Annotated in this window: 24 protein-coding genes and 1 pseudogene; 11 read left to right on the forward strand and 14 right to left on the reverse strand. The window is 62.1% G+C overall.

What is annotated here, in order from left to right; translation table 11 throughout:
- Positions 1–175: 175 nt before the first annotated feature.
- Positions 176–372: pseudogene (locus ATJ93_RS11450) on the forward strand (DUF7692 domain-containing protein); the annotation flags it as partial.
- An 8-nt stretch (positions 373–380) separates the two neighbouring features.
- Here the strand turns inward: ATJ93_RS11450 and ATJ93_RS11455 are convergent.
- The 8 genes from ATJ93_RS11455 to ATJ93_RS11490 form a co-directional block, all read right to left on the reverse strand.
- On the reverse strand, positions 381–2,195 hold the full coding sequence (locus tag ATJ93_RS11455) for an ATP-dependent nuclease (RefSeq protein WP_120244761.1): 1,815 nt from the start codon (positions 2,193–2,195) through the stop codon (positions 381–383).
- An 80-nt stretch (positions 2,196–2,275) separates the two neighbouring features.
- Entirely contained in the window at positions 2,276–2,659 is a 384-nt protein-coding gene (locus tag ATJ93_RS24030) for a hypothetical protein (RefSeq protein WP_120245259.1), read from the reverse strand.
- Positions 2,660–2,819: 160 nt separating this feature from the next.
- On the reverse strand, positions 2,820–3,989 hold the full coding sequence (locus ATJ93_RS11465; RefSeq protein WP_120244762.1) for a P-loop NTPase family protein: 1,170 nt from the start codon (positions 3,987–3,989) through the stop codon (positions 2,820–2,822).
- The gene (locus ATJ93_RS11470; protein WP_120244763.1) at positions 3,986–4,519 is read right to left on the reverse strand and encodes a phosphatase PAP2 family protein; all 534 of its coding nucleotides are present in this window, start codon (positions 4,517–4,519) and stop codon (positions 3,986–3,988) included. The genes ATJ93_RS11465 and ATJ93_RS11470 overlap by 4 nt, the downstream gene beginning before the upstream one ends.
- Positions 4,516–5,328 carry a hypothetical protein gene (locus tag ATJ93_RS11475; RefSeq protein WP_120244764.1) on the reverse strand — a complete coding sequence of 271 codons (813 nt, stop codon included), beginning with the start codon at positions 5,326–5,328 and terminating at the stop codon, positions 4,516–4,518. The genes ATJ93_RS11470 and ATJ93_RS11475 overlap by 4 nt, the downstream gene beginning before the upstream one ends.
- Entirely contained in the window at positions 5,325–5,846 is a 522-nt protein-coding gene (locus ATJ93_RS11480; protein ID WP_120244765.1) for a hypothetical protein, read from the reverse strand. The genes ATJ93_RS11475 and ATJ93_RS11480 overlap by 4 nt, the downstream gene beginning before the upstream one ends.
- 2 nt (positions 5,847–5,848) lie before the next feature.
- Positions 5,849–7,672, reverse strand: coding sequence for a hypothetical protein (locus ATJ93_RS11485; protein ID WP_120244766.1), 1,824 nt, complete (start codon positions 7,670–7,672; stop codon positions 5,849–5,851).
- Positions 7,673–7,688: 16 nt separating this feature from the next.
- Positions 7,689–8,123 (reverse strand): hypothetical protein, encoded by a 435-nt coding sequence (locus ATJ93_RS11490; RefSeq protein WP_120244767.1) that lies wholly within the window; start codon positions 8,121–8,123, stop codon positions 7,689–7,691.
- 102 nt (positions 8,124–8,225) lie between these two features.
- On the opposite strand from ATJ93_RS11490, the gene ATJ93_RS11495 reads away from it, so the two are divergent.
- Together ATJ93_RS11495 and ATJ93_RS24540 are read left to right on the forward strand one after the other, a co-directional pair.
- Entirely contained in the window at positions 8,226–8,411 is a 186-nt protein-coding gene (locus ATJ93_RS11495) for a hypothetical protein (protein WP_120244768.1), read from the forward strand.
- Between the two features lie 245 nt (positions 8,412–8,656).
- Positions 8,657–8,917 (forward strand): DUF7386 family protein, encoded by a 261-nt coding sequence (locus tag ATJ93_RS24540; protein WP_120244769.1) that lies wholly within the window; start codon positions 8,657–8,659, stop codon positions 8,915–8,917.
- Here ATJ93_RS24540 and ATJ93_RS11505 read toward each other — a convergent pair whose 3' ends face one another.
- Both ATJ93_RS11505 and ATJ93_RS11510 read right to left on the reverse strand, forming a co-directional pair.
- A complete protein-coding gene (locus ATJ93_RS11505) occupies positions 8,918–9,580 on the reverse strand; it encodes a transcription initiation factor IIB family protein (protein WP_170155559.1) in 663 nt (220 codons plus the stop codon).
- Positions 9,581–10,057: 477 nt separating this feature from the next.
- Positions 10,058–10,303, reverse strand: coding sequence for an ArsR family transcriptional regulator (locus ATJ93_RS11510; RefSeq protein ID WP_120244771.1), 246 nt, complete (start codon positions 10,301–10,303; stop codon positions 10,058–10,060).
- A 580-nt stretch (positions 10,304–10,883) separates the two neighbouring features.
- Between ATJ93_RS11510 and ATJ93_RS11515 the strand changes: the two genes are divergently transcribed.
- The gene (locus tag ATJ93_RS11515; protein WP_120245260.1) at positions 10,884–11,897 is read left to right on the forward strand and encodes a tyrosine-type recombinase/integrase; all 1,014 of its coding nucleotides are present in this window, start codon (positions 10,884–10,886) and stop codon (positions 11,895–11,897) included.
- Positions 11,898–12,492: 595 nt separating this feature from the next.
- Here the strand turns inward: ATJ93_RS11515 and ATJ93_RS23655 are convergent.
- Complete coding sequence (locus ATJ93_RS23655) at positions 12,493–12,663, reverse strand: hypothetical protein (protein ID WP_170155535.1); 171 nt, start codon at positions 12,661–12,663, stop codon at positions 12,493–12,495.
- Positions 12,664–12,811: 148 nt separating this feature from the next.
- Here ATJ93_RS23655 and ATJ93_RS11520 point away from each other — a divergent pair, with 148 nt between their 5' ends.
- Positions 12,812–13,441 (forward strand): DsbA family oxidoreductase, encoded by a 630-nt coding sequence (locus ATJ93_RS11520; protein ID WP_120244772.1) that lies wholly within the window; start codon positions 12,812–12,814, stop codon positions 13,439–13,441.
- A gap of 132 nt (positions 13,442–13,573) precedes the next feature.
- On the opposite strand, the gene ATJ93_RS11525 is transcribed toward ATJ93_RS11520, so the two are convergent.
- Positions 13,574–13,906 carry a hypothetical protein gene (locus tag ATJ93_RS11525; RefSeq protein ID WP_120244773.1) on the reverse strand — a complete coding sequence of 111 codons (333 nt, stop codon included), beginning with the start codon at positions 13,904–13,906 and terminating at the stop codon, positions 13,574–13,576.
- Between the two features lie 151 nt (positions 13,907–14,057).
- Between ATJ93_RS11525 and ATJ93_RS11530 the strand changes: the two genes are divergently transcribed.
- Entirely contained in the window at positions 14,058–14,474 is a 417-nt protein-coding gene (locus ATJ93_RS11530; protein WP_211334047.1) for a hypothetical protein, read from the forward strand.
- An 80-nt stretch (positions 14,475–14,554) separates the two neighbouring features.
- On the opposite strand, the gene ATJ93_RS11535 is transcribed toward ATJ93_RS11530, so the two are convergent.
- Positions 14,555–14,965 (reverse strand): CBS domain-containing protein, encoded by a 411-nt coding sequence (locus tag ATJ93_RS11535; protein ID WP_120244774.1) that lies wholly within the window; start codon positions 14,963–14,965, stop codon positions 14,555–14,557.
- A gap of 162 nt (positions 14,966–15,127) precedes the next feature.
- Here ATJ93_RS11535 and ATJ93_RS11540 point away from each other — a divergent pair, with 162 nt between their 5' ends.
- The 4 genes from ATJ93_RS11540 (at position 15,128) to ATJ93_RS11555 (ending at position 22,940) form a co-directional block, all read left to right on the forward strand.
- Positions 15,128–17,458, forward strand: coding sequence for a PD-(D/E)XK nuclease family protein (locus ATJ93_RS11540; protein ID WP_120244775.1), 2,331 nt, complete (start codon positions 15,128–15,130; stop codon positions 17,456–17,458).
- A complete protein-coding gene (locus tag ATJ93_RS11545; protein ID WP_120244776.1) occupies positions 17,451–18,581 on the forward strand; it encodes a hypothetical protein in 1,131 nt (376 codons plus the stop codon). The genes ATJ93_RS11540 and ATJ93_RS11545 overlap by 8 nt, the downstream gene beginning before the upstream one ends.
- Complete coding sequence (locus ATJ93_RS11550; RefSeq protein ID WP_120244777.1) at positions 18,574–22,323, forward strand: ATP-dependent DNA helicase; 3,750 nt, start codon at positions 18,574–18,576, stop codon at positions 22,321–22,323. The genes ATJ93_RS11545 and ATJ93_RS11550 overlap by 8 nt, the downstream gene beginning before the upstream one ends.
- Positions 22,324–22,397: 74 nt before the next feature.
- Complete coding sequence (locus tag ATJ93_RS11555) at positions 22,398–22,940, forward strand: 8-oxo-dGTP diphosphatase (protein ID WP_120244778.1); 543 nt, start codon at positions 22,398–22,400, stop codon at positions 22,938–22,940.
- Between the two features lie 20 nt (positions 22,941–22,960).
- On the opposite strand, the gene ATJ93_RS11560 is transcribed toward ATJ93_RS11555, so the two are convergent.
- Positions 22,961–24,721 (reverse strand): alpha-amylase domain-containing protein, encoded by a 1,761-nt coding sequence (locus ATJ93_RS11560; protein WP_120244779.1) that lies wholly within the window; start codon positions 24,719–24,721, stop codon positions 22,961–22,963.
- 176 nt (positions 24,722–24,897) lie between these two features.
- Here ATJ93_RS11560 and proS point away from each other — a divergent pair, with 176 nt between their 5' ends.
- On the forward strand, positions 24,898–26,379 hold the full coding sequence (proS, locus tag ATJ93_RS11565; protein ID WP_120244780.1) for a proline--tRNA ligase: 1,482 nt from the start codon (positions 24,898–24,900) through the stop codon (positions 26,377–26,379).
- The last annotated feature ends 297 nt before the right edge of the window (positions 26,380–26,676 follow it).

Here is a 26,676-nt window from a genome sequence, read left to right on the forward strand (position 1 = left end):
ATCCATTTCCTGAATATGCACACGAGTTAGGCAGCGCTGTATGCATATTGCTCGGCGATCGCCGTGACGATCCCGTTGACTACTCTGGTAGAGTGATAGAAATACCTCGCCGTGGACTGTATGGTCTGATCCAGTGAGTCGAAAAACTAGGATTTCCTGGGTCGTGTGTACGAATATGCAAATTCGAACCGACAGCAACTACACCTACCGCGAGGATGTGATCGAGCAAGCAGCCGACTTCTACGACTGTAACAGGACGAAAGCAGTTATCTCGGTTTGTGAAGACGTACCCCGACTCGTCGCAGGTGCACGCTAGGCTTCGAGCGCGAGGATCTCACTCACGAACAGCGCCAAGAGATTGCCTGGACACTGTTTATGTCCTATTCTAAGGATTGGCCGACAAGCCCTCCGATCTTTTCGACCACTTCCCGGACATCACCTGGAACTTCGTTTTCATTCATCCGGTTTGCAATATACATGCCGTCACGATCCTTGCTGTACGCGGTTTCACTTTCAGAGACATCATACTCTTCCCGGTAAATCCTCTCAAGCACTTCGGCCTTGTCGTCCACGTCCTCATGTTCCGAGATGATCTTCTTTACATCCGAAGGACTCATATTGAACTCGTCTGCTCGGGCCACGACATCCGGATCTAAAAGATACGATTCCAAGGAATAATCGGGCCAAGCATAGAAATTCTCTGGCGAAGTCTCCCACCATCCTTTACCATCGGAACGATTAATCTCATCCAGTAATTCTCCGACTGCTTCCTCCGGAGTCTGGTCATCTGAATCAACAACGAACAGATACGGAATATCAAACGAATACAGCAGTTTCACCAGAGAGCGGCCGTCCCGCTTCAAATTTTCTTTCCCTTCTAACTCTACGAATGCGATCCCATTCTCATCAGGATCTAGGTTTAGCTTTCGGCAGAACGCCGTTAAAACCCGTTTGTCTGACCGGCCTTCAACAAAGACAACCGCATTCGATTGGAGCAACCCACTTTTATTGTAACCTAGATCCGTTAATTCCTCGGAGATATCCCCTTCTGACACGCTTCGAATTGTGGTTGACTCATCGCGTTCAATTCGGGCAATACTGCTTGCCTCACTTCGGTTTACGAAGACCTCAGAGTGAGTAGAAACAATGACCTGGATACCTGCTTCCCGGCAGATATCCTGTATCAGCTCGAAAATTTCCTGTTCAGCTCCTGGATGAACATGAAGCTCCGGTTCCTCGACAAGAAGTAGGCTGGTATCGTTCTGGGAACTAACTATCCCTGCGATCAGTGTCAAGATCTCCTTGGAACCAGCTGAAATATCCTTTAAGTCGTATGTTTTCTCGTCTTCGTGAATTCGTATCGTTATATCATTACCACTTATGTAGGGCGTAGAAACGTCTGTGACCCCTTCCATGATTGAGACATACCGTTCCCGGAACTGGTTGAATAGCGGCCTGTGATTGTTGTAGAGGGTATTTACGACTTGGACGAGATTACTCCCGTTTGATTCTAAATCTTCCTCTCTTCCGGCAGTCTGTTGGTTCTGTGGTTCACGGAATGCCTCAATAGTTTCCCACGTTTGGGTCTCGTTTCGGATTAGACGTCGATATGGGTTAGGGAATATTGCCCCAATCCCTTGGCGATTAATGCTTTTTCTCTGATATTTTACGTTAGGTAGTCTTTCAAACTGAAGAACTTGGCACTCAGTTGGTGAGTAGCGGATATTTCGATTTTCTGCCGCTGCAATCTGAATCCAGCCTTCCTCAAAATTCGTTTCTAACTCCTCCCAATGAATGTCCCTTTCTTGTAAAGCGAATGAATGCCGGATCTTCTTGAAGTGTCCCTCAGACAAGAACTCCTTTACAATCTCTTGGGGAAGTGACTCTTCATCCTGTAGTTCAGAAAGGATTGCTTCATGCTCATCACCTTCAAGAATGAACTCTATATTGAATTCTATCGGGACATCGGTATTTTGGTTAAACGCGTTATCACGGTGCCACCGGTGGGGGCGTTCATCTGCAAATATTTTTGCATAGTCTTGGAAGGAGTCGAGAAGATTTGACTTGCCGGTATTATTCTTCCCGATCAGAATAGCGAGTTCACCGGGTTCAAATTCTGTAGCTGTGCTCTCTTCTCGGCTTTCTGTTGGTGCGAAGCTTTTGTACCCGTTAACCTTCCAACGTGTAACCTTCATTGAAAACAGCTTATTTGTGAATCGTCCTTGGGTCTTTCCCACCTCATTGAAGCGGCATCTCAATAGAAACGGCAGCTAGCTCAGAACACGTCGCTGATTGAAATCTTTCCCTGCTTGGTCCCTCGGTGATCACCGCCTCCGTGCCACCGAAGCAGCGGGAGATCACACGCACGAACCATCTTGTCCCTGACAATTGTTAGCCCCGAGCGACCGTGGGGTCGGTAGACGGCAAAACAGTACCATCCCTCATGCCGCCGTAATTTCTTGTGATATTCCCGATATATCTTGAAGTTCCCCGGTTGGCCATTCGAATGCTCGAGCATGGTGCTCTTGATTTCGACGGGCGTTCCGTTCCCAAATCGAGCATCGTGCCAGCTGGCGCGCTCGAGATCGAACCGCCGCTTCCGGGCCATCCGCTTTTCGCAGATCGTGCCGAAGTGGTTGGCGCGCTTCGAGCGGTTCACGCGGACCACGCGCGTTGCGCGCCGCTATATATACTCCTCCGCTGCCTGCGACCCGCCCGCCCATCGGTCGTGTCGCTCCCGATCGGGAGCGACCGGGACCGCCGATGGGCTGTAGTAAACCCGGGGCAGTTTCGCTTTACGGGTTGACACCCCGACGCCCTCATGCAATCACCTGCTCGACGATGTTAACCCAGTCGGCCTTTTCGCCGCCGTCGTCGATTTCCTTCCACCAGTTCGAGACGGTAGCGTGGCTGTAGGGGACGAATTCGGCGGTTTCGCGCGCGGACATTCCCTGTCGACGGCACTCTTCCATCGTCCAGGCGGCGACTCGCTTCACGTCTTCCTCGGCGATCGCCTCGCCTTCCTTATCGTCGCCTTCGGGCGCTTCCCACGCCCAATCGGCTTCGTCCTGCGTGTGGAAGTTCCAGTCCGTCGGCGGGATGCCCTCGAGCGGGCGAGGATCAACGTCGACGAGCTTCCCGCCGGAAACCCGGTCTGCGACGACGGCTTGCTTCTTCGATTTCTTCTTGATAATCGTGCCGACGCGCCAGAGGAGCGGATGAATCGACGATTCGTCGTGCCCGATATAGATGAGCGCACCGCCGTACTTGCGGATCTTGAATACGAGCGGCCCCATCTTCTGGCGAACCTTGTGACCGTCTGCGCCGGTCCCGCTGGCGTTCGTCGAGAACTCGTCGCCGATGAACAGCTTCGGCTGCTGGGGATTCTCGACCGGGTCACCGTCTTGTGTCGCCCATTCCTCGAGTAGCGGGTAGTGTGGAATCCAGCCGTCCTCAACGGTGCCGTCGTCGCGCACCCAGTCGTCGAGTCGGTCGAGCGTCCGGATATTCGACCCGACCAGGAGGTCGCCGTCGACCCACCGCTCGCGCAGTTGGCCCAACAGCCCAGCAAAGTCAGTCTTGCCCGCACCCATCTCGCCGAGGACGACGATCACCGGCGCGGGGCCGGCGACGATCTCCTGCAACCGCGTGACCGCTTTGATCCCCGCAAGGTCGGCCTGCTGCGAGGGATCGCCGATGTAGTGTTTCAGTGTCAGCGTATCGCCGTTCTCGAGGGCGTTGCGGGCGGTCGCGCTGCCTTCGGCCCGCAGAATGTCGCGGTTCTTGCCGACGGCCATGTAGTCCTTCGCAGCTTTCCCATCCCAACGATCCACGTCGTGATGGATCGCCCGCATGGCCAGCTGCCGATCGACCTGCTCGTCCCGGACGAATCCCGAGTGCGGGAGCACTTCGTCGGGATCACGCTCGAGGTTGTTCGCCTGGTACTCGCGAAAGCCGCCGACCGTGTAGTTGTCTTGCTCGTCGCTCATCGATCAGTCCCTCCGTCAGTCGCTAGTCGGTCATTCGATACCTCTCGCTCCGGCTGCGGCCACTCCTCGAGCGCGGATAGCGCGAGGACGAGATACGCCGCGCCCATGCCCACGCCAGCGAGCACGTCGGCCGGGTAGTGCACGCCGATCGCGATCCGCGAGGTCGCAACGATCGCGACGACCACCGCCGCGCCGATCACCGCGCGGCACGTCCCGATTCGGTTCGCCAGCAGGCCATACACGACCGTCGAACCGAGCGCGTGGCCGCTCGGGAAGCCGTAGCCGCCGACGCCCGCGCCGGGCGGTCGGGGCAGTCCGAAGGCCATCTTCGCGACGGTCGCCAGTCCAATCCCGCCGAGCACGACGACGGCGAATGGCACTCGGTCGCCCTGCTCCTCGAGCACGGCGACACCGATCATCCCGACGAGCACGACGGCCGAGTAGTCGCCCAGGTGCGTCGCGACACCCAGCGCCTCGATCGCCGCCTCGGGGAGCGCCGACCGGATCGCCTCGAAGCCGATCGCCCTCATTGCTCGCGGCCCCCGTCGGTCGCTGCTTGCTCTGCTGCCTGTTCCTGCGTCATGGGCGGGCCGCTCGCCGTCTCGATGCCGTGCTCGTCGGCGTAGTCCTCGACAAATCCGTTGATGTCCTGAATGCCGTCCGTGGCGTTCTGTTCGGCGTCTTCGCGAGCCGATTCGAACCGTTTCTTCACCGTCGTGCGGGGATTCATCAGCCCGCGCTCGTCGGCTTCGGCTTCCTCGTTGACGACGTCTTTCTGAATCTGGAGCCCCATCTTCGAGATCCTCCCGCGGAGCCGATTCGCTGCGAGGTACTCTTCGACGAGGTCGCTGTGGATGTCCTCGAGCATGGCCTGGACTGTGACGAGTTTCGAGTCGGCGAGCTGGCTGAAGTAGCAACCACGTACAACCAGCGTTTCGGTGTCGTCGTGCCAATCGAACTCCCGAACTTCGAACGCCGAACCGTCGTTGACGTTGTACGGGGACGGTCCCTCGACCGTCTTCTCATCCCACACCTTCGGTTCAACGTAGTACTTCTCGCGGGTGTCCGTGACGCCATTGATGTGGTGAACCGGGATCATACGCCGTTCTCGAAGTTTCCGTACACCGGTCACGAACAGCCCGAACAGCGGCGGCCCGAACAGGAGCAGCGCCGCTAGTATCCCTTGTGTGATGGGCGGGACACTCGGGAGCGACGGCTGCCAGAGAAACAGCGCCACGCCCAGCGAGAATAGGACACCGAGCGCGACGAGCTGGCCCTGTGCCAGGATATACGTGAGTCGATCGGCCCAGCCGCCGAAGGTGGCGCTGGTCTCGCTCATGCTTGAATCACCCCGGAGTCCTCGCGTCGAAGCACGTACATTGCTGCTGTGCCCGCGAGACCGACAGACATCCCAATCCCGGTGAACAGCCCGGAGAGGCCACCGAAGTACTGCAGCGGGTCCTTTGGCTCGTCATCGAACTCGCTCGAGAGCCGGACCGCGAGACCGTCAGCGGAAACGCTGACCATCGAGCCGCCCTGGTACTCGCGGACGTCCATCGTGATCGGGGTCCTCCCGCGGGTGAGGTCGTATTCCTGTTCGGGGACCTGTACCGCACCGTCTTGGTCGACCCCAGCAAGTCCGTCCGAAACGACGACCGTCTTCGGTTGCTCCGCCTCGAAGGTGATCCGCGCTTCCCCGTCCTTGAGGTCGTACTCGAGGATACGGAGATCGTCGCCGAATTCGATCTCGGAACCGTCGGCTGCGGTTTCGTTACTGTCCTGTGCGACAGCCGTTCCGCCCATGCCCATCGCCAGCGCCGCCGCTACGACGAGGACACAAAAAAGAAGCCGCCGCATGGTCAGTCACCCAGGAACGGAACGAGATCGGTTACGAGGCTGACGACGACCAAGAGAACACCTGCGATGATCGCGAGTCCGAGCATCGAGTTCCCCGATTCGAAATCGAACGGGTTGCCGGGAAGCGACAGCCCGTTCCGCTCGTCCTCGAGTTCGACGACGACTTCCTGCTGTTCGGTCTCGAGGTCGCGCTCGAATTGGGATAGCTCTTCCATCGACTCGATGAGCGCATCGTAGTCAGCTGGACTTTCGGAGGTCGACGTTTCGGTGTAGGTGAGTTCCTCGACATCGGTCACCTCGCCCGTTTCCGGATCGACTTCTTTCGCGTCGGTGATCGTGAACGGCTGCCGGAGTTCGACGATATCCGACTGTACCTCCCCCTCGTCCTCGACGTGATAGCTCATATAGAACCTCGACTCGAGGTCGGCTGGATCGATCGTCTGCCCGACGCTGAACCCGCCTGAAGGATGTGGCCGTGCGGTAAGGGTGCCAGATAGCTCGACGGATTCGTACGCGCCGTCCTCGCCGACCGGCAGTTCGGTTTCGACCGTCACCGTCTCCTCGGGCAGCGACATGCCCATCGTTGAGAGCGCTGCCCCGGAGAAAGCGTACGTCGAGTTCTCGGGCGACGAGGCGGCGAACATCGAGGGCGTGAAGAAGTCCGCCGCGTCACGATCGCCGTTGACGATATCCTCATACGCCTCGTCGAGGAACGCCTCGATCTCAGCGGTCACGTCGTCAACGACGGTGCGGATCTCCTCGATCGCCTCCGCCCACAGCCCAAGGTGCAGCAACACTGGGTCGTCCCACCGCTCGTTGATCGACGGGGGCTCGATGTCCTCCTGGCGCTCTTCGCTGAGTTGGTCGTACTCGTCTTGCGGCCAGTCGGGAACGCGGAACCCAGCAGTTTCCCAATTTTCGGCCGCAGGGCTCACGTCGGAGACGATTTCAGCACCTCCGAGTCCAGAGACATTCAACACCAGATTGTCACCCGCACCGGGTCCACTCCCGTCGTTTTGCGGATAGTAGTCTTCGGTGAACTGATAGAGCGTGTGGGTGATCGTCTCGCCGTTTAGCAGTTCGTACTCGACAGTTCCTGCTTCCTCGACAGAGCCCTCTTCCAGAACATAATCGTAATTCGGATCGTCCGCGCTGAGGTCGCCTGTATACTTGAGTAGCTCGTGCGGTTCCAACTCTTCGAGGATTTCGGCGTCTTTGAGAGCGTTGACGAAATCGAGGATGTGGACGTGGCCTTCGTCGATGAGATTTTGCTCGACGCCGGCGAGTCCTTCCTCGACGTACTCGACGCCCTGGTCGATCGCCTCCTGACGGCTGGCACCGTCTTCAGCGGCGACCAGCGCCTCCTGCGTGGCTTCGATCGTCCACTGGAGGCGCGACATCTCACCGACATCCTGGCCGAGCGTGGTCGTGGTGAGCGACGCGGCACGGTTCCGAAGTGCCGTCTGATAGACTTCGGCCCAGTGACCGAGCCGATTCAGTTCCTGGTATTCGCTCTGTTCGGAGGTTCCGAAATAACCAGCTACCCAGGTCGCCGCTTGATAGGCGGCGTATCCGGCTGCACCAGCTGGCGAGCCGGCGATCGCTCCCGCAGTCGCAACGTCGACCGCGTCGATCGTGTCGTCGTCTTCCTCGTCTTCGCTGTCGTCACTGCTATTCGTGGTGTTTCCATCCTCGGCGGCCGCAGCGACTGGCGCCGTGCCGGCGATCGAGGTGCCGGCAGCACCGAGTCCGGCCAGAACGGTACGGCGACTCGCATCCGATTCGAGTAGTTCGTTGGCAGTACTCTCTGAAGATTGGTGTTCCATGTCCTATCTCCTCCGTTCAGCGGTAGGCCAGCAGGTAGAAGCCGGCGCCGTTGAGCATGATCGTAAACAGTCCCAGCCACCAGTACGACGCGAGCGCGATGTTGACCGCGGGCACCAGCGCCGCGAGGATGTTCAAGATGAACATCGCCAACATCACAGCCAGTTCCTCGTCGGTGTAGTCGTCGAGCGAGGTCTGATCGTTCGAGACCCAGGCGGTCGCGATGACGATCATCGTGATGACGAACGCCCAGGTGAACTCGGTGCCGTGGGCTGAGTAGATCGCATCACTCATGTACCAGTCGAACGGGTCGTCGATGCCGATCGTCCCCAATCCCGAGACGACGAACGTCGCCGCCACGAACAACGGGGCGAGCAGGCTGTCTATCAAGTCGATTCCGTCTTTCCGCCGGACGTTAGTTGGTACAGCGTCAGTCAGGCCTGAAAGAGCCATAATGCGCAGTGGCGTCGCACCCAGGGCAGGGAAAAACTGAGGAATCCCTTGGGATACCCAACAGTCACCAGATTTAACACACATCGGGTTGCCCGCCGGGGTATGGCGCTGAACAAACTCCGCCAGTTGGATTCCGATTCCGCCGGCCTCGCCCTTCCGAAAGACGATCTTCGCCTCGAGGGGCTGCTTGACGACGATGGGCAGATCGATGGCGATCACTTCCTCCACATTCGCCACCTCGAGGACGGGAAGTGGTCGGTCGAATTAGTCGAGGAGATCGAGCCGTGACTGAAACCGCTGGAATGGGGTCTTCAGATCCGACCCCACAGGGTTGCGCTCAGATATATCGGGAGACCTCGATGTATGCACCCCGTCATAGACAATGGGCTTGCGAGGTGCATAGAATCGAGAATTCTCCGACCGGCCGCTGTGCTGATCATGCCGTCCTCCGAACCCACCTAGTTAAAAAATGGACCAGTCACTCACCGGAATTGGACGCGAATCAATCCCCCATGCATACATTTGCTTAAACCATGACTAAGCGAACCAGTCTAAAACTCACCGATGAACGGCAACGAAAACTTGACCGCGCCAGCACAATCGTCGCTCAGGACGAACACGACGATCCACCAATGTCTGTTGTAATTGATGCTGCACTCACTCATTTGCTTGAAAGCGAGAAGAATATTCAAGAGGCAAGAAGTGAATATGATCCAAGGACAATTCAAGATGTTGCAAATACATCAGTTCTCACATTACGGTATAGGACAAGCGTTGAAAGTAGGTGGCGATAGCTAATAATCAAGGTCTTCTCCGGCCAAGAGTTCGAGTTGTTCACGGTATCTATTTCGAATGGTTTTCACACCAGATTTACAGACATCGGCTACTTCTTGCTGTGTTTTCTTCTCGTTTTCTAGAAGGCAGGCGAGATAGATCGCTGCGGCTGCAAAAGCAGTCGGTGATTTCCCAGAATATGCTCCATGTTCCTCACATACATCCAGTATTTCAACCGCTCTTTCTTCTACTTTCTCACTTAATATCAACTCTTCACAATATCTTGGAACATAGTTCCGTGGGTCTACTGGACCTGCTTTTAGATTCAAAGTATTAACTAAATCTGAAAAGGCCTTTTTGAGAGGTTTTTCTCCAATTTCACCGCTCCTCGCGAGCTCTCTTGCAGAATAGGCTTGGTTTTGTGTTCGACAAGCCGCATAGACGGCGCCACAAGTTAAGTCACATAACCTATGTCTCTGGATAACCCGCTCATCTAACGATCTTTGATATATTGCTTTTGCAACTTGATTTACTTCATCAGGAAGCCCAGCATCATCACATATTTCATCTATTCGATAATAGGCCACCTCAATTGTCTCTTCTCCCCATTCTTTTGTTCCAACATACTGGTGTAGCAGCGATTCAATCTTCTCGTCTTCAATTTCGTCTGGTGTTTCACTCATGTCCATCACCGTTTATTACTAAACCCAGGCAGAGTCCGAGAATGACCATAAGTGTATCTCGGATTGTTCCTGAAATAAAGAGTATGGCTTCTGAACGGCTGATCCAATTTACGTAGACTGAAACTGCCAAGATCAAGATTAGGGCCATTGACAGACCGATCGAGGCATAGATCAGAAGGCGCGCCCTTTCGGTCAGTTTAAGTAGGGGGGTTAGGTCCCCTATTCTAAACGACCCTTTCTTACTCAAATACCCCGCACTGGGAGCACCCACACTCACCAGTACGGGAACAGGATATTGCGGGTAGACTTACCCGGTGGATGATCATACATCGTGAATGGGTTTTCATGCATAAAAATGGTTTGGTCGTCTGATCCTCTGCATAGCATATTTCCATATTTCTACCGGTACAGGCCCTAATACGGCATATCCGAGGTATGCACTATCAAAGTAAGGACAGAAGGGTAGAAATGGGTGGATTATTCAAGGTCTTTTGCATCAATCTCCCCTGCAAGATAGGCGCGTCCTTGATCAGTAATTTCGTATATTCCTGCTTCCTCGTCATAGTATGCGACCAGGTCCTCCTCTAACAATTTTCTCATCCTTTGTCTGATGTATCCTGGATTAAAATCGATGTTTTCTGCGATCACACGCGGTGTAGCGACTATTTCGCGATTTCCTTCATTAAGTAGGAATTCAAGGATATGATCGTCAGCATTCGTCATCCATCCAACTCGTGGTCGTCGCATCTTGTGCTTTCTGCATACTGTGACTTGAAAATTTGACCGATCTCATTGCTGTGGATGATTATATTGTATCCTTCAGCTAACAGAGTAGTTAGTTAATTATAAGTGAGCAGGATGTTTGACTGGGAGTAATGGAAGCCAGACGGACCCGCCGCTGCCCAGTCGGGTCCATGAGAGAAATGCGGACCCGGTGTTAGGGTCACCGGCCCGCCTGGCTTCCGTAGCCTCGGTACGGAAGCATGCAATTGCACGACACCGCGGGGAATAAACGTCCCGCTCGAGAGTCGTATCGGCACTACGCAATCACATACGGTCACAGATCGAGACGAATCAGTACTATCACCGCGCCGTATAGCGGTTTTCGCCTTTCCGGACACTTCCGGACATTTTCCGGCCACTTTCCGGACACGGGATACAACGCTTCACGACGCTGTTCTCAACCGATAGAGCAAGTATCAGCGTTTTCCGGTCACTCCCGGTGTAGCACTAATGTCCGGAAGTTCGTTCTGCCGTGTATGTTCGATGAGACAACTGGATGGACTCCAGTGGGTGGTTCCGAATGAGCGACGATCTCGAACCGATGACTCCCCAGGAGGGCGTCGAGCGGTTCCTCACACACCGAGAGCCGAGCGTTCGAGAGTCGTCGATGCAGAACGCCAAACACCGACTGTCGGTCTTCCTCGAGTGGTGTGAAGAGGAAGGGATCAACAATCTGAATGAGTTGACCGGTCGCGACCTATCGCTGTTCGTCAGCTGGCGGCAGGGCGATGTCGCGCCGATCACGCTCCAGAAGCAGTTGAGTAGCGTCCGGATGGCGTTGCGATGGTGGGCCGATATCGAGGCCGTCGAAGAAGGGCTCGCCGAGAAGTTGCATGCACCCGAGTTACCGGACGGTGCCGAATCTCGCGAAGTGTTCCTCGAGGCCGAGCGCGCAAAGCGAGCGCTTCGATACTTCGACCAACATCACTACGCGAGCAGGGATCATGCCCTGATTGCGCTTATTTGGCGAACGGGGATGCGACGAGGCGCGGTCCGTGGGCTCGACGTTGACGATCTCGACGAAGACAACCAGGCAATCCGAGTCGAGCACCGCCCCGAGACGGGGACACCGTTGAAGAACGGCGATGGCGGGAGCCGGTGGGTCTACCTCGGTCCGCGCTGGTACAAGATCCTCGCCGACTACGTGGACAACCCCGACCGGAAAGATGTCGTCGACGAGCACGGTCGCCGTCCACTGTTCACTACTCAGCAGGGAACCCGTCCGACTGGCCACTCAATCTACAAGTGGGTGATCCGGGCGTTACACCCGTGCACGTACGGGGAATGTCCCCATGATCGGACACCGTCCGACTGTGAAGCCAGAAGCAGCAGCTCGGTTCCGTCAAAGTGCCCGTCGGCGCGATCGCCTCACGCGGTCCGCCGGGGGGCGATTACGAATCACCTGAACGAGGAGACGGCACCCGAGACGGTCAGCGAACGGATGGACGTGTCGCTCGAGGTGCTGTACGAACATTACGACGCGAGAACCGAGCGCGAGAAGATGGCGGTCCGCCGCCAGGACGTTCCGAAATAAACTATCAGAATCAAGTAAAATGATGACTACACCCCTACGCTCTGCCGCGATTTCAACATCCCGGCGAGTCCATAATTCTGCGGCGCGAACCGATTCGTGAGCGCCGCAAATTGTCGTCGAAGCGGGATTTGAAGCCCTGGAAGTCACAGCGCAAGCGTAGCGAGCGACCGTCTTTCTTGGGGTTCAAATCCGGCGAGTCGAGCCGTTTCCCCTCGGAAAGCTCGAGTAGTTGCCAGGGGTATCGCTATAGGCCTCGAGTAGCGGAGAACGAACGGAGCGTAACAAAAACAACGACCGGATTACAGCGACAGCGACCACTCGTGGCCGCAGTTCGGACACTCGAAGTCCACGATGGTCTCCCCGCCGGAGACGTACTTATCGAGTTGTTCCCCCAACCCGTCATCACAGTCTGGACAGCGAGCGATCATCCGATCTGTGAACCTAGTGACCCAGTCCCGATGAGTTCACGTCCCAATATCTTTGGCCGGAAAAGAGGCGCTTGTGACGGTCGCTGACCGATCGTGGTGTCCCGGACGCACAGTCGCCGAAAGCAAAAGAATCGTCGAGCCACCGGGACGGCCTCGAGGACGCAGCCTCACCGCAGCGGGCGGAACTCGTCGGACCCGCAGGAACAGGTCTCGACGCCGATCGGGCGGAGCGTCCCGTCCGACCGCACCGCCGCGTACGCCGACCCGCACTGTTCGCAGACGGCGACGACGCGATCGGAATCGCGGTCGTTCAGGGTGATCACCCCGAGAAGGGACACGTAACCCAGCAGTATCAAGCCAGGGTTATCTCGAGGCTGCGAGTGGCGGAGAGTAGCGGCACCGCACCGCATAGCGCTGACCGCGCGACTAGCGGTCGAAAGACCCGCCAACAACGACGTTTTGTGTCGCGTCTCCCAAACGGGTCGTATGAGTCAACAGACCGCCGACGCCGTACTCGTGTACGCCGATTACGTCTGTCCGTTCTGCTTCCTGGGGTACGAATCCCTCGACCGCTACCGGGAGGGACGCGACGAGCCGCTGACCGTCGACTGGCACCCCTTCGACCTGCGCTCGCAGCAGCGCGGTCCCGACGGAGAGATCGACCACGACGTCGACAACGGCAAGGACGACGAGTACTACGAACAGGCAAAACAGAACGTCGAACGACTGGCCAACCGGTACAACGTCGAACTCGACCAGTACATCCGGAAGGACGTCGACTCCTACGACGCCCAGCGCGTCGCCTGGCGCGCGGCCGACGCTCACCCCGGCGCATTCGAGGACTTCCACCGCAGCGTCTTCGACGCGCTCTGGCGCGAGGGCCGCGACATCGGGGAGCAGGACGTCCTCGAGGACCTCGCCGCCGACGCGGGCCTGCCGGACGGCTTCGTCGCGGAGACGCTTTCGGACGAGGCAAGCGCCGACGAACTCGAGGCGGCGTTCACGGACGCCCAACAGACCGGCATTACGGGCGTCCCGACGTTCATTTCGGGCGAGCACGCGGCCCGCGGTGCGGTCCCGCCGGAGCAGCTCGAGCGACTGATCGAGGGAACGTAAGGCGCCGGTAGCACGTCGGCGGAGACGCTTCGCAGTCGAACTGAATCCTATTCTGAACTCGAGGCTCGCGAACACGAACCAGCTGCGAGACCGATCGCGACGCCTCGAGAAGAACCGGTTCGCCTCGCCGGACTACGCCGAGCCGTCCTGCGCGCCGGTCTGTGCCGCGAGCCACTCGTCGATCCGCGCGACGACGGCCTCGGCGACCGCGTCGGCGATCCGATCGGGCGACTCCGAGAGGTCCCAGACGTAGTCGCCGGTTCGGGTGACGGTCACCCACTCGACGTACTCTTGCCGATCTAGTTCGAGCAATAGATTCTCGAGGGTCGACGGCTCGAGGGAGACGCCGAGCGTATCCTCAACGGTCCGTGCGAGTTGCGTGGTCGTGGTGAGGAACCGGTCGTCGTCCGCGGGGACCTGTGTGTCAGTCGTCGGGGTCGGCGGCGATGGAGGTTGGTCGGCCATTGTCGACCACCGGTTGTGAGTCGAGTATTATTAATTCCGGTGGTAGTCACGCCACGTGTAGGCTCAGGATCACGTGAGGAATCACGGACCTGACTCTCACCTCGCGGGGACCGGGAGTACACCCAAGGGTGTTGCACGCTAACGCTTATCTATGCCCGACGAGAGCGACACCGACCGCGATTCCGGCCGCCGACCCAACCCCGAATCCGACGAGCAGGCGGCGATCGAGGAAGATCCGACGGACACGCTCGATCTTGCCCGCCCCGAGCGCGTTCGCGTCGGCGTCACCCGCGGCGAACACGACCTCGAGATCGGTCCACCGCGGGATTATCCGGATCGAGCGGACGTGTCAGTCCGTCCGGAAGGCGAAGGGGAGGGCGAGGGCGAGGGCGAGGGCGAGAACGAGGACGACCACCGCGTCGTGTTGAGCCTCGACGTAATGGCCGGCGACCACGGGACCGGCCTCGCGGACGTCGAACTCACGCCTGCGGAAGCCCGCACGTTACGGGACCGACTGGACGAGACCGTGCGGTGGATGGACGGATCGGATGCGGACGACGGCGAGTAGCTTCGAGACAGCGCAGACGGGCCCGACAGCCGACTGGCTCCTCGAGAGGCTACCCCGTCCTCGCGAGAAGGAGAAACCCGCTACTCGTCGACGGGGCTCGGCGATTGGACGCGCGAGAGGTACGACGCCAGGTCCGTCGTCGAGACCATGCCGATGACGCCCTCGTCCTCGTCGACCACGGGCAGGTGCTTGAACCCGTGTTCGATCATCGTATCCGCGGCGTCGCGGATGCCGTCCTGCGCCGAGGCCGTCACGACGTCCTCGGTCATGTACCGTTCGACGGTCGTCTCCGCCTTCGGATGACTCTGTGCGACGATGTCGACGAAGTCCGTCGACGTCAGGATGCCCTTGAGTTCGTTGTGCTCCCCGACGACGACGACGGAGCCGATGTTGTTCTCGAGCATGAGCTGTCCCGCATCCTCGACGAGCGTGTCCCGTCCGACCGTGTGCAGCGACGTGGACATGACTCGTGCGACGAAAATGTCCTCCATACTCGTCGCTATGGGTCGGTTCTGTAATAAGAATTGTCAACAGGTATCGCAGCACACGGCGTTCGAGTATCCCGGCGGACCGCCGTCGTCCCGTGAAAACGACGGGCCGTGTGGCGCCGTACATTTAAGTACGTAGTCGAGCATACACGGGGACAGTCACCGATGTCTCGGTCCCGCACCGCCGATGCCGACGCCGATCTCGAGGGGCGCTGTAAGCTGCTGGCCGCGCCGGCGCCGAGCGACGCCCTCCTCGAGTTCGTCGCCGACGAGTACGCCGCGCTGGCCGCCGAACACGGCCCGCGGAACGTGCTGGTGCTCAAGCGACACCCGGCGGGACTGGACTCGCTCACCGACGCGCTCGCCGACGCCGAGGTGGCCGACGGAACCCCACAATCCCCCCGAGTCGAGTCCGTGCCGGAACACGCCTCGAAGGTTATAGAGGAGTACGATCCGACGCTGGACCGACTCGAGTACGAGGAGCGTATCGAACTCATCTCGCTGGTGATCGACGGCGCGAGCCGCGAGGTGCCGCCCTACCTCGAGCGGGCCGCGGCCCACGAGAGTTTCACCCGCGACGTCGGGCAACTGCTGCTCGAGGCGACCCGTCAGCGGCTCCGACTCGCCGATCTGGACGAGCAGGCGGTCCACGACTGTCTGGCCTTCCTCTACGCGATGAACGACCGCTTCCACGAGGAACTCGAGTCCCGCGGGTTCGTCGAGCGGGCGGACGTGATCCCCCAAGCGGTCGAGCTGCTCGAGGCGAACGCCGACGGCCTGCGCGATCGCGTGACGGCCTCGTTCGACGCCGTCCTCGCGGTCGAGTTCGAGGAGTACCGGCAACTCGATCGCCGGTACCTCGCCGCGCTCACGGGTGGCGACGTCGAGCTGGTCTGTCTCGGCGAGCACCACGCCAGCGTCGAACGTACGCGCGTCGAGTCGGGGACTATCGACGACGTGGTCGGAAACGGCCTCGAGGTGGAGACGGTTCCAGTCTCACCGGACTCGACGTCGAACTCGGAGGACGGCGCACCCGGCGGCGCTTCGAGCGCTGACCGTACCTCGCCGCCCCACGAGACCATCGCGAGATTTCTCGCAACCGACGAGCGGCCCGCGTCCGCAACCGCGGATCAGCCGACTCGAGACGGCGGAATTCGAGACGGCGAAACGGAAACCGGCGCGGACCCCGAGCCGGTCGGCCGCGCCCGACACATCCGAACCCGAACCGCCCGCGAACAGGTCGATGCCGTCGCGACCGAGATCCAGTCGCTGGCGGACCGGCGCGACTGGAGCTACGACGAGTTCGCCGTCGCCGTGCCGAGCATCGAGCGGGTCCCCGAGACCCGGCGTCGGCTCCGCGAGGCCGGCATCCCGACGGCGACGATCGGCACGCCGTCGCTCGCGGAGGACCCCGCCGTGAACGAACTCTACGCGTTCGTCACCGTCCAGTGCGAGCGCGAACGCGCGGGGAATCGCGTCGACGCCGGCCCGAGAACGAGAACCGAGACGGACTACGACCGCGAACTCGAGCGCCTGCGGGCCCGGGTCGACGACTTCTCGCCCGCGCTGCTCGAGGACTGTACCGGGCCGAGCATCACGGACTCGCTCCGGTGGTGGATCCTCCGAACCGATTTGAAGGGCCGGATCGCCGCGGGCGAGGACTGGGTCGACGCCCGCGAGCAGTACGCGAGCGTCCGCCGGGTGCTCGAGATCGCAGAGTTCGTCGAGGAAACCGACCTCGTCGGGCCGGACTGGGAGGGACTGCGCCGGATGCTCCGGCGGACGATCCGGTACGACGCGCCCTACGTCCACGCGGTCGAGACCCAGTCTCCAACCGGCGGCGTAACGGTCTGTGCGGTCGACGACCTCAAGTACGACTCCCGCGAGGTCGTCTTCCTGCTCGATCTGATCGACGACACCTATCCGGGCGAGCAGTTTCTCACCCAACTGTTCCCGTCGGCCTGGCTCCGCGAGATGCCCCACTATCCCGCCGTTACCGATCCCTCGCCGGCGGACGTTGCGTCGACGTTCGCCACTGCTGACGGCGACGGAGCCGGTGATCCCTTCGAGACCTACCACGCCCAGCGGGCCCGACGACGACTCGCGCTCGGCGCCCGCGCGGCGACGGGTCGTCTCTACTGCTGCTCGTACGAGCGTGGGTCCGGAAGCCTGCGCCGGACCCACGACCGCTCGCGCTACCTGAAGCTGCTCGAATCGACGCCGGGCCTCGCTCTCGAGGACGTCGACGCCGCGGCGGGCGCCGCGATCCACGGCGAGACGAACGCCCTCGAGGCGCTACTCGACCAGCCGCGGGCCGAACTCGAGCGGGTGCTGCGCGAGGCGAGCACCGGCGGCGAGGCCGACCTGGCGGACACCGAGGAACTGTTCGAGGAGATCGCCGTCGTGCTCGAGGACGGCGATATCGACGCCGAACTCGCCGAGGCGGTCCGCTCGCAGTTCGAGTTCGCGGCGGGCGAGGTGGTCCGAGATGACTGACGGCGCCGCGACCGACGGGGGGACGAGTAAGAATCGACCGACACTCTCCGCCGACGGCATCCGGACGTATCTCCGCTGTCCGCGCCGGTACGAGTTCGCGCACGTCCACGAGTTCGACGGCGACGAAGACGATGCGGCCGCCGCAACCGCGGCTCGCGTCGACCTGCTGCGCCGAGCGATCTGTACCGCGCTCGAGCGCACCGAAATCGCCGATCCCGACGACGGGGACGCCGCCGCTGGCGACGCTGCCGACGCCCTCGAGGACGCCGCGCTCGAGCAGTTGGCGACGCTGTGGGACGAGCACGACGAGCGGTTCCACTCCCGCGAGCAGCGCCGCCACGAACGGCGCGTCCTCGAGGCGACGGCGAAGGCGTACGTCGAGGACGTCGGCGCGGACCACGGAGCGGGCGTCGGCCGGCTGCTCCGGAGCGGCGACGAACCTGCGAGCGCTGACCACTTAATCGGTCCCGATATCCGACTCTCGAGCACTGTAACACCGGAGATAGACGACGGAACTGGATCCGAATCGGGTTCGGACCTCGAGCCCGTGACGATCGATGCGACCGTCGACTACGTCTACGGCGACGGCTCGTCGGTCGTCGGCGTTCGCTTCGTCCCCTCCGTCGCCCCGCTCGGCATCCTCCGATACCGTTCGGACTGGGAGCGCGTCGCGGAACTGTTCGTCGACCACTTCGATCCCGAGGCCGAGGCGTTCGAGCCCGGTCCCGTCGGCGCGCTGTTCGAAACCGCCGTCGTGCTCGACGGGTTGCGGAACCTGTGCGATCGGCTCGGACTCGAGGACCGGACCTGTCGCTACGTCCAGATTCCGCTGGCCGACCGCTCCGGGACGTCGGTCAATTGGGTTCGCGGGACGGTCGAGACCAGCCTCGAGCCGGTCGACCTCACCGACGTCTACATCGACCACCTCACCTACGGCCGGACCCACGAACACCGAAACGAGACGGTCGACAACCGACTCGCGTCGGTCGTCGGCCGAATCGTCGCGGGCAGGTTCGATCCGTCCGATCGGTGGGAGCAGGTCGCGGAGCACGCCTGTCCCGAGTGCGCGTACACGGTTTGCTGCGGGGAGTACATCGCCGAGGAGGTGCGATTCGATGGATAACCCGGCCGACGAGAACGCTCCCGCAGAAGACGCGGACGAGAACCTCGAGCCGAAGGGCAACCAGCGGGCGGTCATCGACAGCGACGCGGCCTGCGTCTCCGTCGACGCCGGCGCCGGGACCGGGAAGACGACGACGATGCTCATGCGGATCGAGCACGCCATCGAGACGGGGGCGGTCGACCCCGACGACGTGCTGGTGCTCACCTTCGCGAACGAGGCCGCCGGCAGCATCCGCGACGCCGTCGCCGAGCGGCTCGATCCGGATACCGCGGCCGCGATCGACGTCTACACTTACCACTCGTTCTGTTACCGGCTCGTCCGCGAGTACGCCTACTACCTCGGCTACTCGCCGGAGTTCGAGGTCGTCACCGAGCGCAAGCGCCGCCGGATCGTCGGCCGCCTGCTCGCGACCACCGACTACGGCTTCGCGGCCTCGCCCGAGCGTCACGGTCCACAGTCGGACCTGACCGACGCTGTCGACGACTTCATCCAAACGATGAGCCAGGAGGACGTCACCCCCGAGCAGCTCCGGGCGGGCCTGCCGGACGTGCGAACCATCGAACTCTGCAACGAGTTCGTCCTCTGGCTCGAGCGCCGCGCCGGACAGGATCTCTCCTTCGATTCGGAGGCGCTGCGATACTTCAACCGCGACGAGCACCTCGAGACGGCCCGCGAGTCGCTGGTCGGCTACGGGAAACTCGTCGAGTACTGCCGCGAGAAGATCGCCGAGTCGCCCGAGCCGTTCCGCGAGGACGCGGTCGTGCGGGACGTCGACCGCTATCTGCGGGTCCTCCAGACCTGCGTAACGAATACCATCGAGGCGCTCTCGCTCGAGGAGCCGACGACCAAACAGCTTCCGCGGGCGCTGTTCGGCAACGAGATCTGGCGGCAGAAAACGGAGCGCATAGAGCAGAGCCCGTTCGGCCGGCTGAAACACTACGTCGAGTTCCTCCGGCTGGCGCGCCACTACGCCGACGTCTACGCGGATTACCACGAGGCCTTAGCCGAGGAGCGCGCGCTGGATTTCGACGAACTGGTGCGGACGGCCACGGAGTTGCTGGACGACGAGGCGATCGCGGACGAGATCACCGGCCAGTGGGACCAGGTCTACTGCGACGAGTTCCAGGACACCGACGAGACGCAGTTCGGCCTCATCACCGAACTGACCGACGGGTCCGACCGACCGGACCTGCTCGCGATCGGCGACAAGGACCAGGCGATCTACGGCTGGCGCGGCACCGACCGCGAGGGGCTGGATCGGCTCGCCGACGAGTACGACGACCACGAGTCGATCGAACTCGAGCTTAACTTCCGTTCGCGCCAGGAGATCCTCGATCTCACGAACCACTGCGATTACGGCCCCCAGTCCTCGAAGACGCTGCGGGAGGTCGGCCGAGAGAACGGCGAGAGAGCGGACGCCGCAGAGCCGGTCGACCGCGTCGTCAAAGTCGAGAGCGCCGACGTCCCCGGGTCGACCGCCGACCAGGTCGCGACGACGGTCTCGAGGCTGCTCAACGGCGAGGCCGAAACCGTTCCCCAGCGGAGCCTCGAGGACGTCGCGATCATCGTGCGGACGAACCGTCACGCGCAAGCGGTCGCGGACGAACTCCGGGAGCGACGGATTCCCTACGAAATCTCGGGCTCGCCGCGGGGCGAAATCTCGCCGGGAATTCGGACGGTGCTCTCCTACCTCCGCACCCCCGTCGATCCGGACGCCGACGTCCACCTCCGGCGGGTGCTGCTCTACCGCTACCGGCTCTCGGAGGCCGACCTAACAACCCTGCAGGGACGCGACGGATCGCTCTACGACGCCGTCTTCGATATCGATCCCGACGCCCTCGAAAACCCGGACCGCCTCGAGACGGCGCGCGAGCACCTCGAGGAACTCGCGACGCTGCGGGACGTCTACCCGCTCTCGGGCTTTATCCGCCGGTTCCGCGAGTTGACCCGGATCGAGTGGTTCCTCACGAGCGACGAGCGGGCGGACCTCGACCGTCTCGACCGGTTCGTCGAGCGCTACGATCCCGAGACCGTCGTCGGGACGCTGACGTCCGAGTTCGTCGATGCGCTGGAGCGGACGCTCCGAGGCGGCGGCAGCGACCGAACGCGGGGCACCCAGTCGACGGACTCGATCGACGTGATGACCGTCCACCAGGCGAAGGGCCTCGAGTTCGACACCGTCCTCGTCCCCTACCTCTCCGACGAGGAGTGGTGCGTCGAATCCGACTACGCCCAGCGCGCCCGCGAGCGGCTGCTCGCGGCGACCCTCGACGACGAGATCGAGTCGCCGCTGTGTTCGGATCTGGCCGCCGAGACCGTCGCGGAGGAGTGGCGCGTCCTCCACGTCGCGCTGACCCGAGCCGAAAATCACCTGTTCGTCTTCGGCGCCGAGTACGACTACGACGGCGGCGAGGAGGAACTCGGGGTTTCGACCGCCGACGCCTGTCTCGCGGCCGATATCGAGTGGTCGACCGCCGGCCAGCGGATGAACCTCTGGTCGTCGCTGACCGAGAGCTTCGAACGGGTGCGGGCGCAGTACCCCGAAACGGTCGCCGACCGGACCGACGAAATCGCCCACTCCGCCGACGTTACGCCGGGTTCGATCACCTACTACAGCGACTACGACGAGCGGGACGTCGAACCGCTCGAGACGCGCGAGGCGATCGAGACCGTCCACCGGCTCGGTCAGCTGTTGCGGGAGGGGACGTTGCTCCCGGCGGCCGACGCCGCCAGCCACGGCGACGAGGACGTCCGCGAGTCGGTCCGGATGCCCAGCGGTCGCCGGCCCTCGGCGCTGACGACCGACACCGTCCGGTTCCCGGTCGAGACGCTCTCGGATGCGACCGAGCTCCCGGTCGCGATGCGCCACAGCTACAGCGCGATGGCAACCCACGACACCTGCCCGCGAAAGCACTACCTCGAGCACGTCGTGACGGCGATGGACGACCCGCTACCCCTCGGCGCGGTCGATTCGCGGGGCGGGAGCGGGGCCGGCGGCTCGCGGATCGTCGGCACCGTCTTCCACGACGTCGCCGAGGAGGCCTTCTACCGGGAGTACGAGACGCGCGACGAGTGGCGCGAGGCCGCCGTTCGACAGCTGACCGCGCGGGACCTGCTCGAGCACCGCGAGCCGGTGCTGGCCTGCATCGATCGCTACTTCGAGGCGACTGCGCCCGGATTCGACCGGCCGGTCGCGGAGTGGGAGCCGCTCGCGGCCGAAGTGCCGTTCTCGCTGTCCGAAGTCGACGGCGTGGCCGGCGACGTGATCGGCTACGTGGACTCGATTCGGCGGCTGCCCGCGGACGTCGCGGCCGACGCCGACGCTGGTGCACTGTCACGGCCCCGAGAGCGAGCCGGCGACCTCGCCGTCCTCGACTACAAGACGACGGCCGAGCGGATCGATCCCGACGACGCGGTCCAGTTGGCGCTGTACGCGCGGGCCTGCGAGCAGCGCTTCGACGAGCCGATCGGCGCCGTCGGCTACGTCTACGTCGGCGACCTCGAGGGCGCAGACACAGAAACTGGGGGCGAACCGCGCGTCGAACTGTTCGACCCCGACGACCTCCCGCCGTGGGCGAGCGTCCGCGGGACGCTCGAGTCCGTCGACGATCCCGCCTACCTCGAGACGACGCCGGGCGACCACTGTCAGTACTGCCCTCACCGGTCGCTCGGCTGTGCGCCCGACGAGTACCTCGAGGACGTGGCGGTCGGTCTCGAGTCGCGGTCGCTGACGGACGATTGAGCGGCTGCGGTCGTCGAACCTCGCGTCGCGAATACGGACGTTTATTCCCCCGCAGTCGAACCGCTACGTGTACGATGATCGAGGCGACGCTGTGTTTTCCGATGCGCTCGCGGTCGAATGGCGACGACCCGACAGCTAGCGCCGACGACGCTCCTGACGAGGTCCTCCTCATCGAGAAGCGCCGCGGGCTCGGCGAGGGCTGGTACAACGGCCCCGGCGGTAAACTCGAGAGCGCGGAGACCCCCCGGGAGTGCGCCGTCCGCGAGACCCGCGAGGAGGTCGGTCTCGGGATCGATCCGGCCGACCTCGAGAAGGCGGGCGAGCTCCGATTCCTGCTGAACGGCGAGGAACACACGTTCTGTCACGTCTTCCGGACGACGGAATTCGACGGCGAGCCGGCGGCCTCCGCCGAAGCGCGTCCGGAGTGGGTCCCGGTCGAGGACGTGCCCTACGACCAGATGTGGGAGGACGACCGGCTGTGGCTGCCGACGGTGCTCGAGGGCGAGACCGTCCGCGGCGAGTTCCGCTTCGAGGCTGAGGGCGACGAGCCCTTAGACGAAGCCGAGTTCGTCGACCACGACCTCGAGACCGGCGTCTCGTTCGAGGCGGGCGACTAATCGAGCGGCGTCGCGGTACGTTACGCGTCCCAGCCCTGATGCTCGGGGTGGGTCGCAGCCCGATCGTGGTTCCGGCCGCGCTCCCAGACGTCGCCGGTGGCGCCGGACGGACCGCGCCGCGTCTTCCACTCGAATTCGCCCGGATCGTCGATCGTGACCTGCCAGACGTTACCCGCCGACCAGGTGCCCTCGACGCCGCCGCCCCAGTTCGTGAGTTCGTCGGTCCCGCCGGTGAAGTAGACGGATTCGCCGGGTTCGACCTCGACGGTCACCCGTAACGTGAGTTCGCCGTCAGGTCGGGCGGTTTCGCCCCGACCCTCGGGCGCGTACATCACCCATCCGTTGGACGGAACGGACAGTTCGACCCAGCCGTCGTCGTTGGTGGTGATCGACCCTCGGTGCCCGGTGTAATCGACGAGCGGTTCGTTCACCCAGGACGTTTCGACCCACTCGGTTCGCTCGGCGGGGCCGTTGTTGATCCCCGCCAACAGGTTCGCCTCCCGCTCGAAAGCGTAGAGGTCTTCGCCGACGTACCGATCGATAGCCGGCCCGGACGCGAGGTTCCGTTTGATCCAGATCAAGTCCTCGAGGTACGGGTCGTCGACGGCGGCGCTGCTCTCCGCGGTGAGAAAGAGCATCGGCGTCCCCGGGAACGAGAGGACGTAGGCGTGGGCGAGTTCGACTTCGGTGCCTTCCTCGTCGTAGTTCGCCGGATCGTCGCCGTCGTCGATGCCGACGTTCGGGCCCGGAGCGTCGTGGTTCTGGACGAACGTCACGGCGGCGCTCGGGTCCTCGTGGACGATGCCCCGCGCCGCGTCCTGTGCGAGCGCGGTCATGTCGCCGCCCTCGAAGGCGTCGAGGAGGGCGTAGTACAGCGGGTAGTCGAAGACGGTCATGCCGGTGTTCGCGAACTCCGTGACCGTGTCCTTGTCCCCGTCCCAGACCTCGCCGACGCGCCAGAGGCCGAGGTCGTCGGCGAGCGGGTTGATCTCGGACTCGAAGTACCACGGCCAGACGTGACCGGCGGCGTCGAGCCGCAGTCCGTCGGCGCCGAGGTCGGCGATCCGCTCGATGTAGTCAGCCTGCTCGCGCTGCACGTGAGGGTGTTCGTGATCGAACGAGGGCAACCCGAGCAGATCGCACTCGTAGAGCGCGCGCTCCTCGTCGTTCCCCTCCCCTTGCCAGTAACAGTCCTCGCCGAGCGTCCCGTAGTCGTGAAAGTGTTCGTCCCGATCGAATTGGGGCAGTTCGACCGCGCCGTCGGGACCGGTCGCCGACGCCATGTGATTGAGCACGGCGTCGACGACGACGTCGATGTCGTGCTCGTGAGCGGTCTCGATCATCGACTCGAGCGCCGCCTCGGTCCCGTAGGGCGAGTCGAAGTCCCGGTAGTCGACCGGCTGGTAGCCGATCGGCGGATGGGGCTCGAGGTAGCCGTAGTCCGGGTGCGGATCGCCGTAGTAGCCGTCCTGATCCGCGGTGGTCTGGTCCGCCCACTCGAGCATGGGTGTCGCCGGCTGCGGGACCCAGATACCGTCGATCCCGAGGTCGGCGAGGCGCTGCAGGTCGTCTTCGACGTCCCGCCACTCCGCGTGGAAGTACTGGTAGAGAACCGGTTCGCCGTCGGCGTCCGAGGTCGGACCGTCCGGCATCGCCCGCGTGCGCTCGGTGCCGACGGAAACGCCGGCGACCGACAGCGCGCCGAGCGTCGCACCGGCTCGCAGCAGCGTTCGTCGGTCGACGTCAAGTGCGTCTCGATCGCGAGAGTCGTTGGCTTCCATGCGGAACCGTCCACAACATGTGAAGTAATAAAACATAATACTTTTAACTAAATTTAGTACGTCGATATTTTATCCGAATACGGACCCGATATTTGTCTCCGGTTCGACCGGCACCGCCCGGGTTGCGGCGTCGCCCCTTCGTATCGTTTAAGCCCGCGGTGGCAGTGAGACGATGTATGAGCGACGAGAGTCAGGAACTCGGGATCACCGAGTCGAAATCGCACAAGCCCGGCGAGTGGTACGCCGAAGTCGTCCAGAAGGCCGGTCTCGCGGACTACGCGCCGATGGGCGGATTCATCGTCACCAAGCCTCGCGGCTACGCGCTCTGGGAGTCGATCCAGGACGCGCTCGACGGCTGGTTCAAGGACACGGGCGTCGACAACGTCTACTTCCCCATGTTCATCCCCGAGTCCTTCCTCGAGCGCGAGAAGGACATCGTCGAAGGGTTCGACCCCGAGGTCGCCTGGGTCACCCAGGGCGGCCACGAAGAACTCGAGGAGCGGCTCGCGGTCCGGCCGACCAGCGAATCGATCATCACGCCTTTCATGGCCGACTGGGTCCGCAGCCACCGCGACCTGCCGCTGCGGCTGAACCAGTGGTGTTCCGTGGTGCGGTGGGAGGCCACCGAGACCAAGCCCTTCTTCCGGACGAAGGAGTTCATGTGGCAGGAGGGCCACACCGCCCACGCCTCGAGCGAGGACGCCTGGAAGGAGGTCTGGACCCGACTGGGCCAGTACGAGCGCGTCTACGAGGACGTCCTTGCGATTCCGGTGCTGCGCGGCAAGAAGCCCGAGCACGACAAGTTCCCCGGCGCGGACACCACGACGACGGTCGAGGCGCTGATGCCCGACGGCAAGTCCGTCCAGGGCGGCACCAGCCACCACCTCGGCCAGTCCTTCGCCGAGGCGTTCGACATCACCTTCGTCGACGAGGACGAGGAGGAACGGACCGCCTACACCACCTCGTGGGGGCTCTCCTGGCGCGCGCTCGGCGCGCTCGTCATGACCCACTCGGACGATCAGGGGCTCGTGCTGCCCCCGACCATCGCGCCCACGCAGGTCGTCATCGTCCCCATCTGGCAGGAAGACACCAAGGAGGACGTCCTCGAGTACTCCGAGGGGATCGCCGAAGAACTCGAGGAGGCCGGCTTCCGCGTCGAACTCGACGACCGCGACGAGCGCAATCCCGGCTTCAAGTTCAACGAGCACGAACTCAACGGCGTCCCGCTCCGCCTGGAGATCGGCCCCAACGAGGTCGAAGACGAGGAGGTCACGCTCGTCCACCGCCCCGACAACGAGCAGTCCGTCGGCGACCGCGACGAGATCGTCGACACCGTCGACGCGCACCTCGAGGAGATCTACGACAAACTCTACGAAACCGCCGAGGAGAACTTAGAGGAGAACATCCGCGAGGCCCACAGCCCCGAGGAGATCATGGGCACGATCGGCAAGCACGGCGGCTACGTGAAGACGCCGTGGTGCGGCGACGAGGCCTGCGAGGAGGCCATCAAGGAGAAGGTTGCCGCCGAAATCGTCATGCAGCCCCTCGAGGACGAGGGCGGCGAAACCGCGGGCGAGGTGCCCGAACCCGAGGAGGACGAGTGCGGCGTCTGCGGCGAACCTGCCGACGAGATCGCGTACTTCGCGAAGTCGTACTGAACAGCCGATCTACCGCCGATCTCGGCGGCCGACGTAACCGGTCAGGACAACCGAACCTAATTCTTTAACCCAAGAGGGCTTACCAGTGGGGCCGAATGTTTAGCTGTGGTGTTCACTCTGGTGGGTGAACACTACGTGCCTCTGACATAACCCTTTCTGCAGTCAGGTCCAGTATTCGTTCGAGTCTCGGGAGCCGCCCGCACCGCAAGTCCCAATAGCACCGTCTGCAGCCGCTGTATCAGCGGATACGTGATCCGGATAAAACATAATAATATATCTGTATAAATTGTATCTATA

Origin of the sequence: Halopiger aswanensis, assembly GCF_003610195.1 — an archaeon.
GTDB lineage: Archaea > Halobacteriota > Halobacteria > Halobacteriales > Natrialbaceae > Halopiger > Halopiger aswanensis.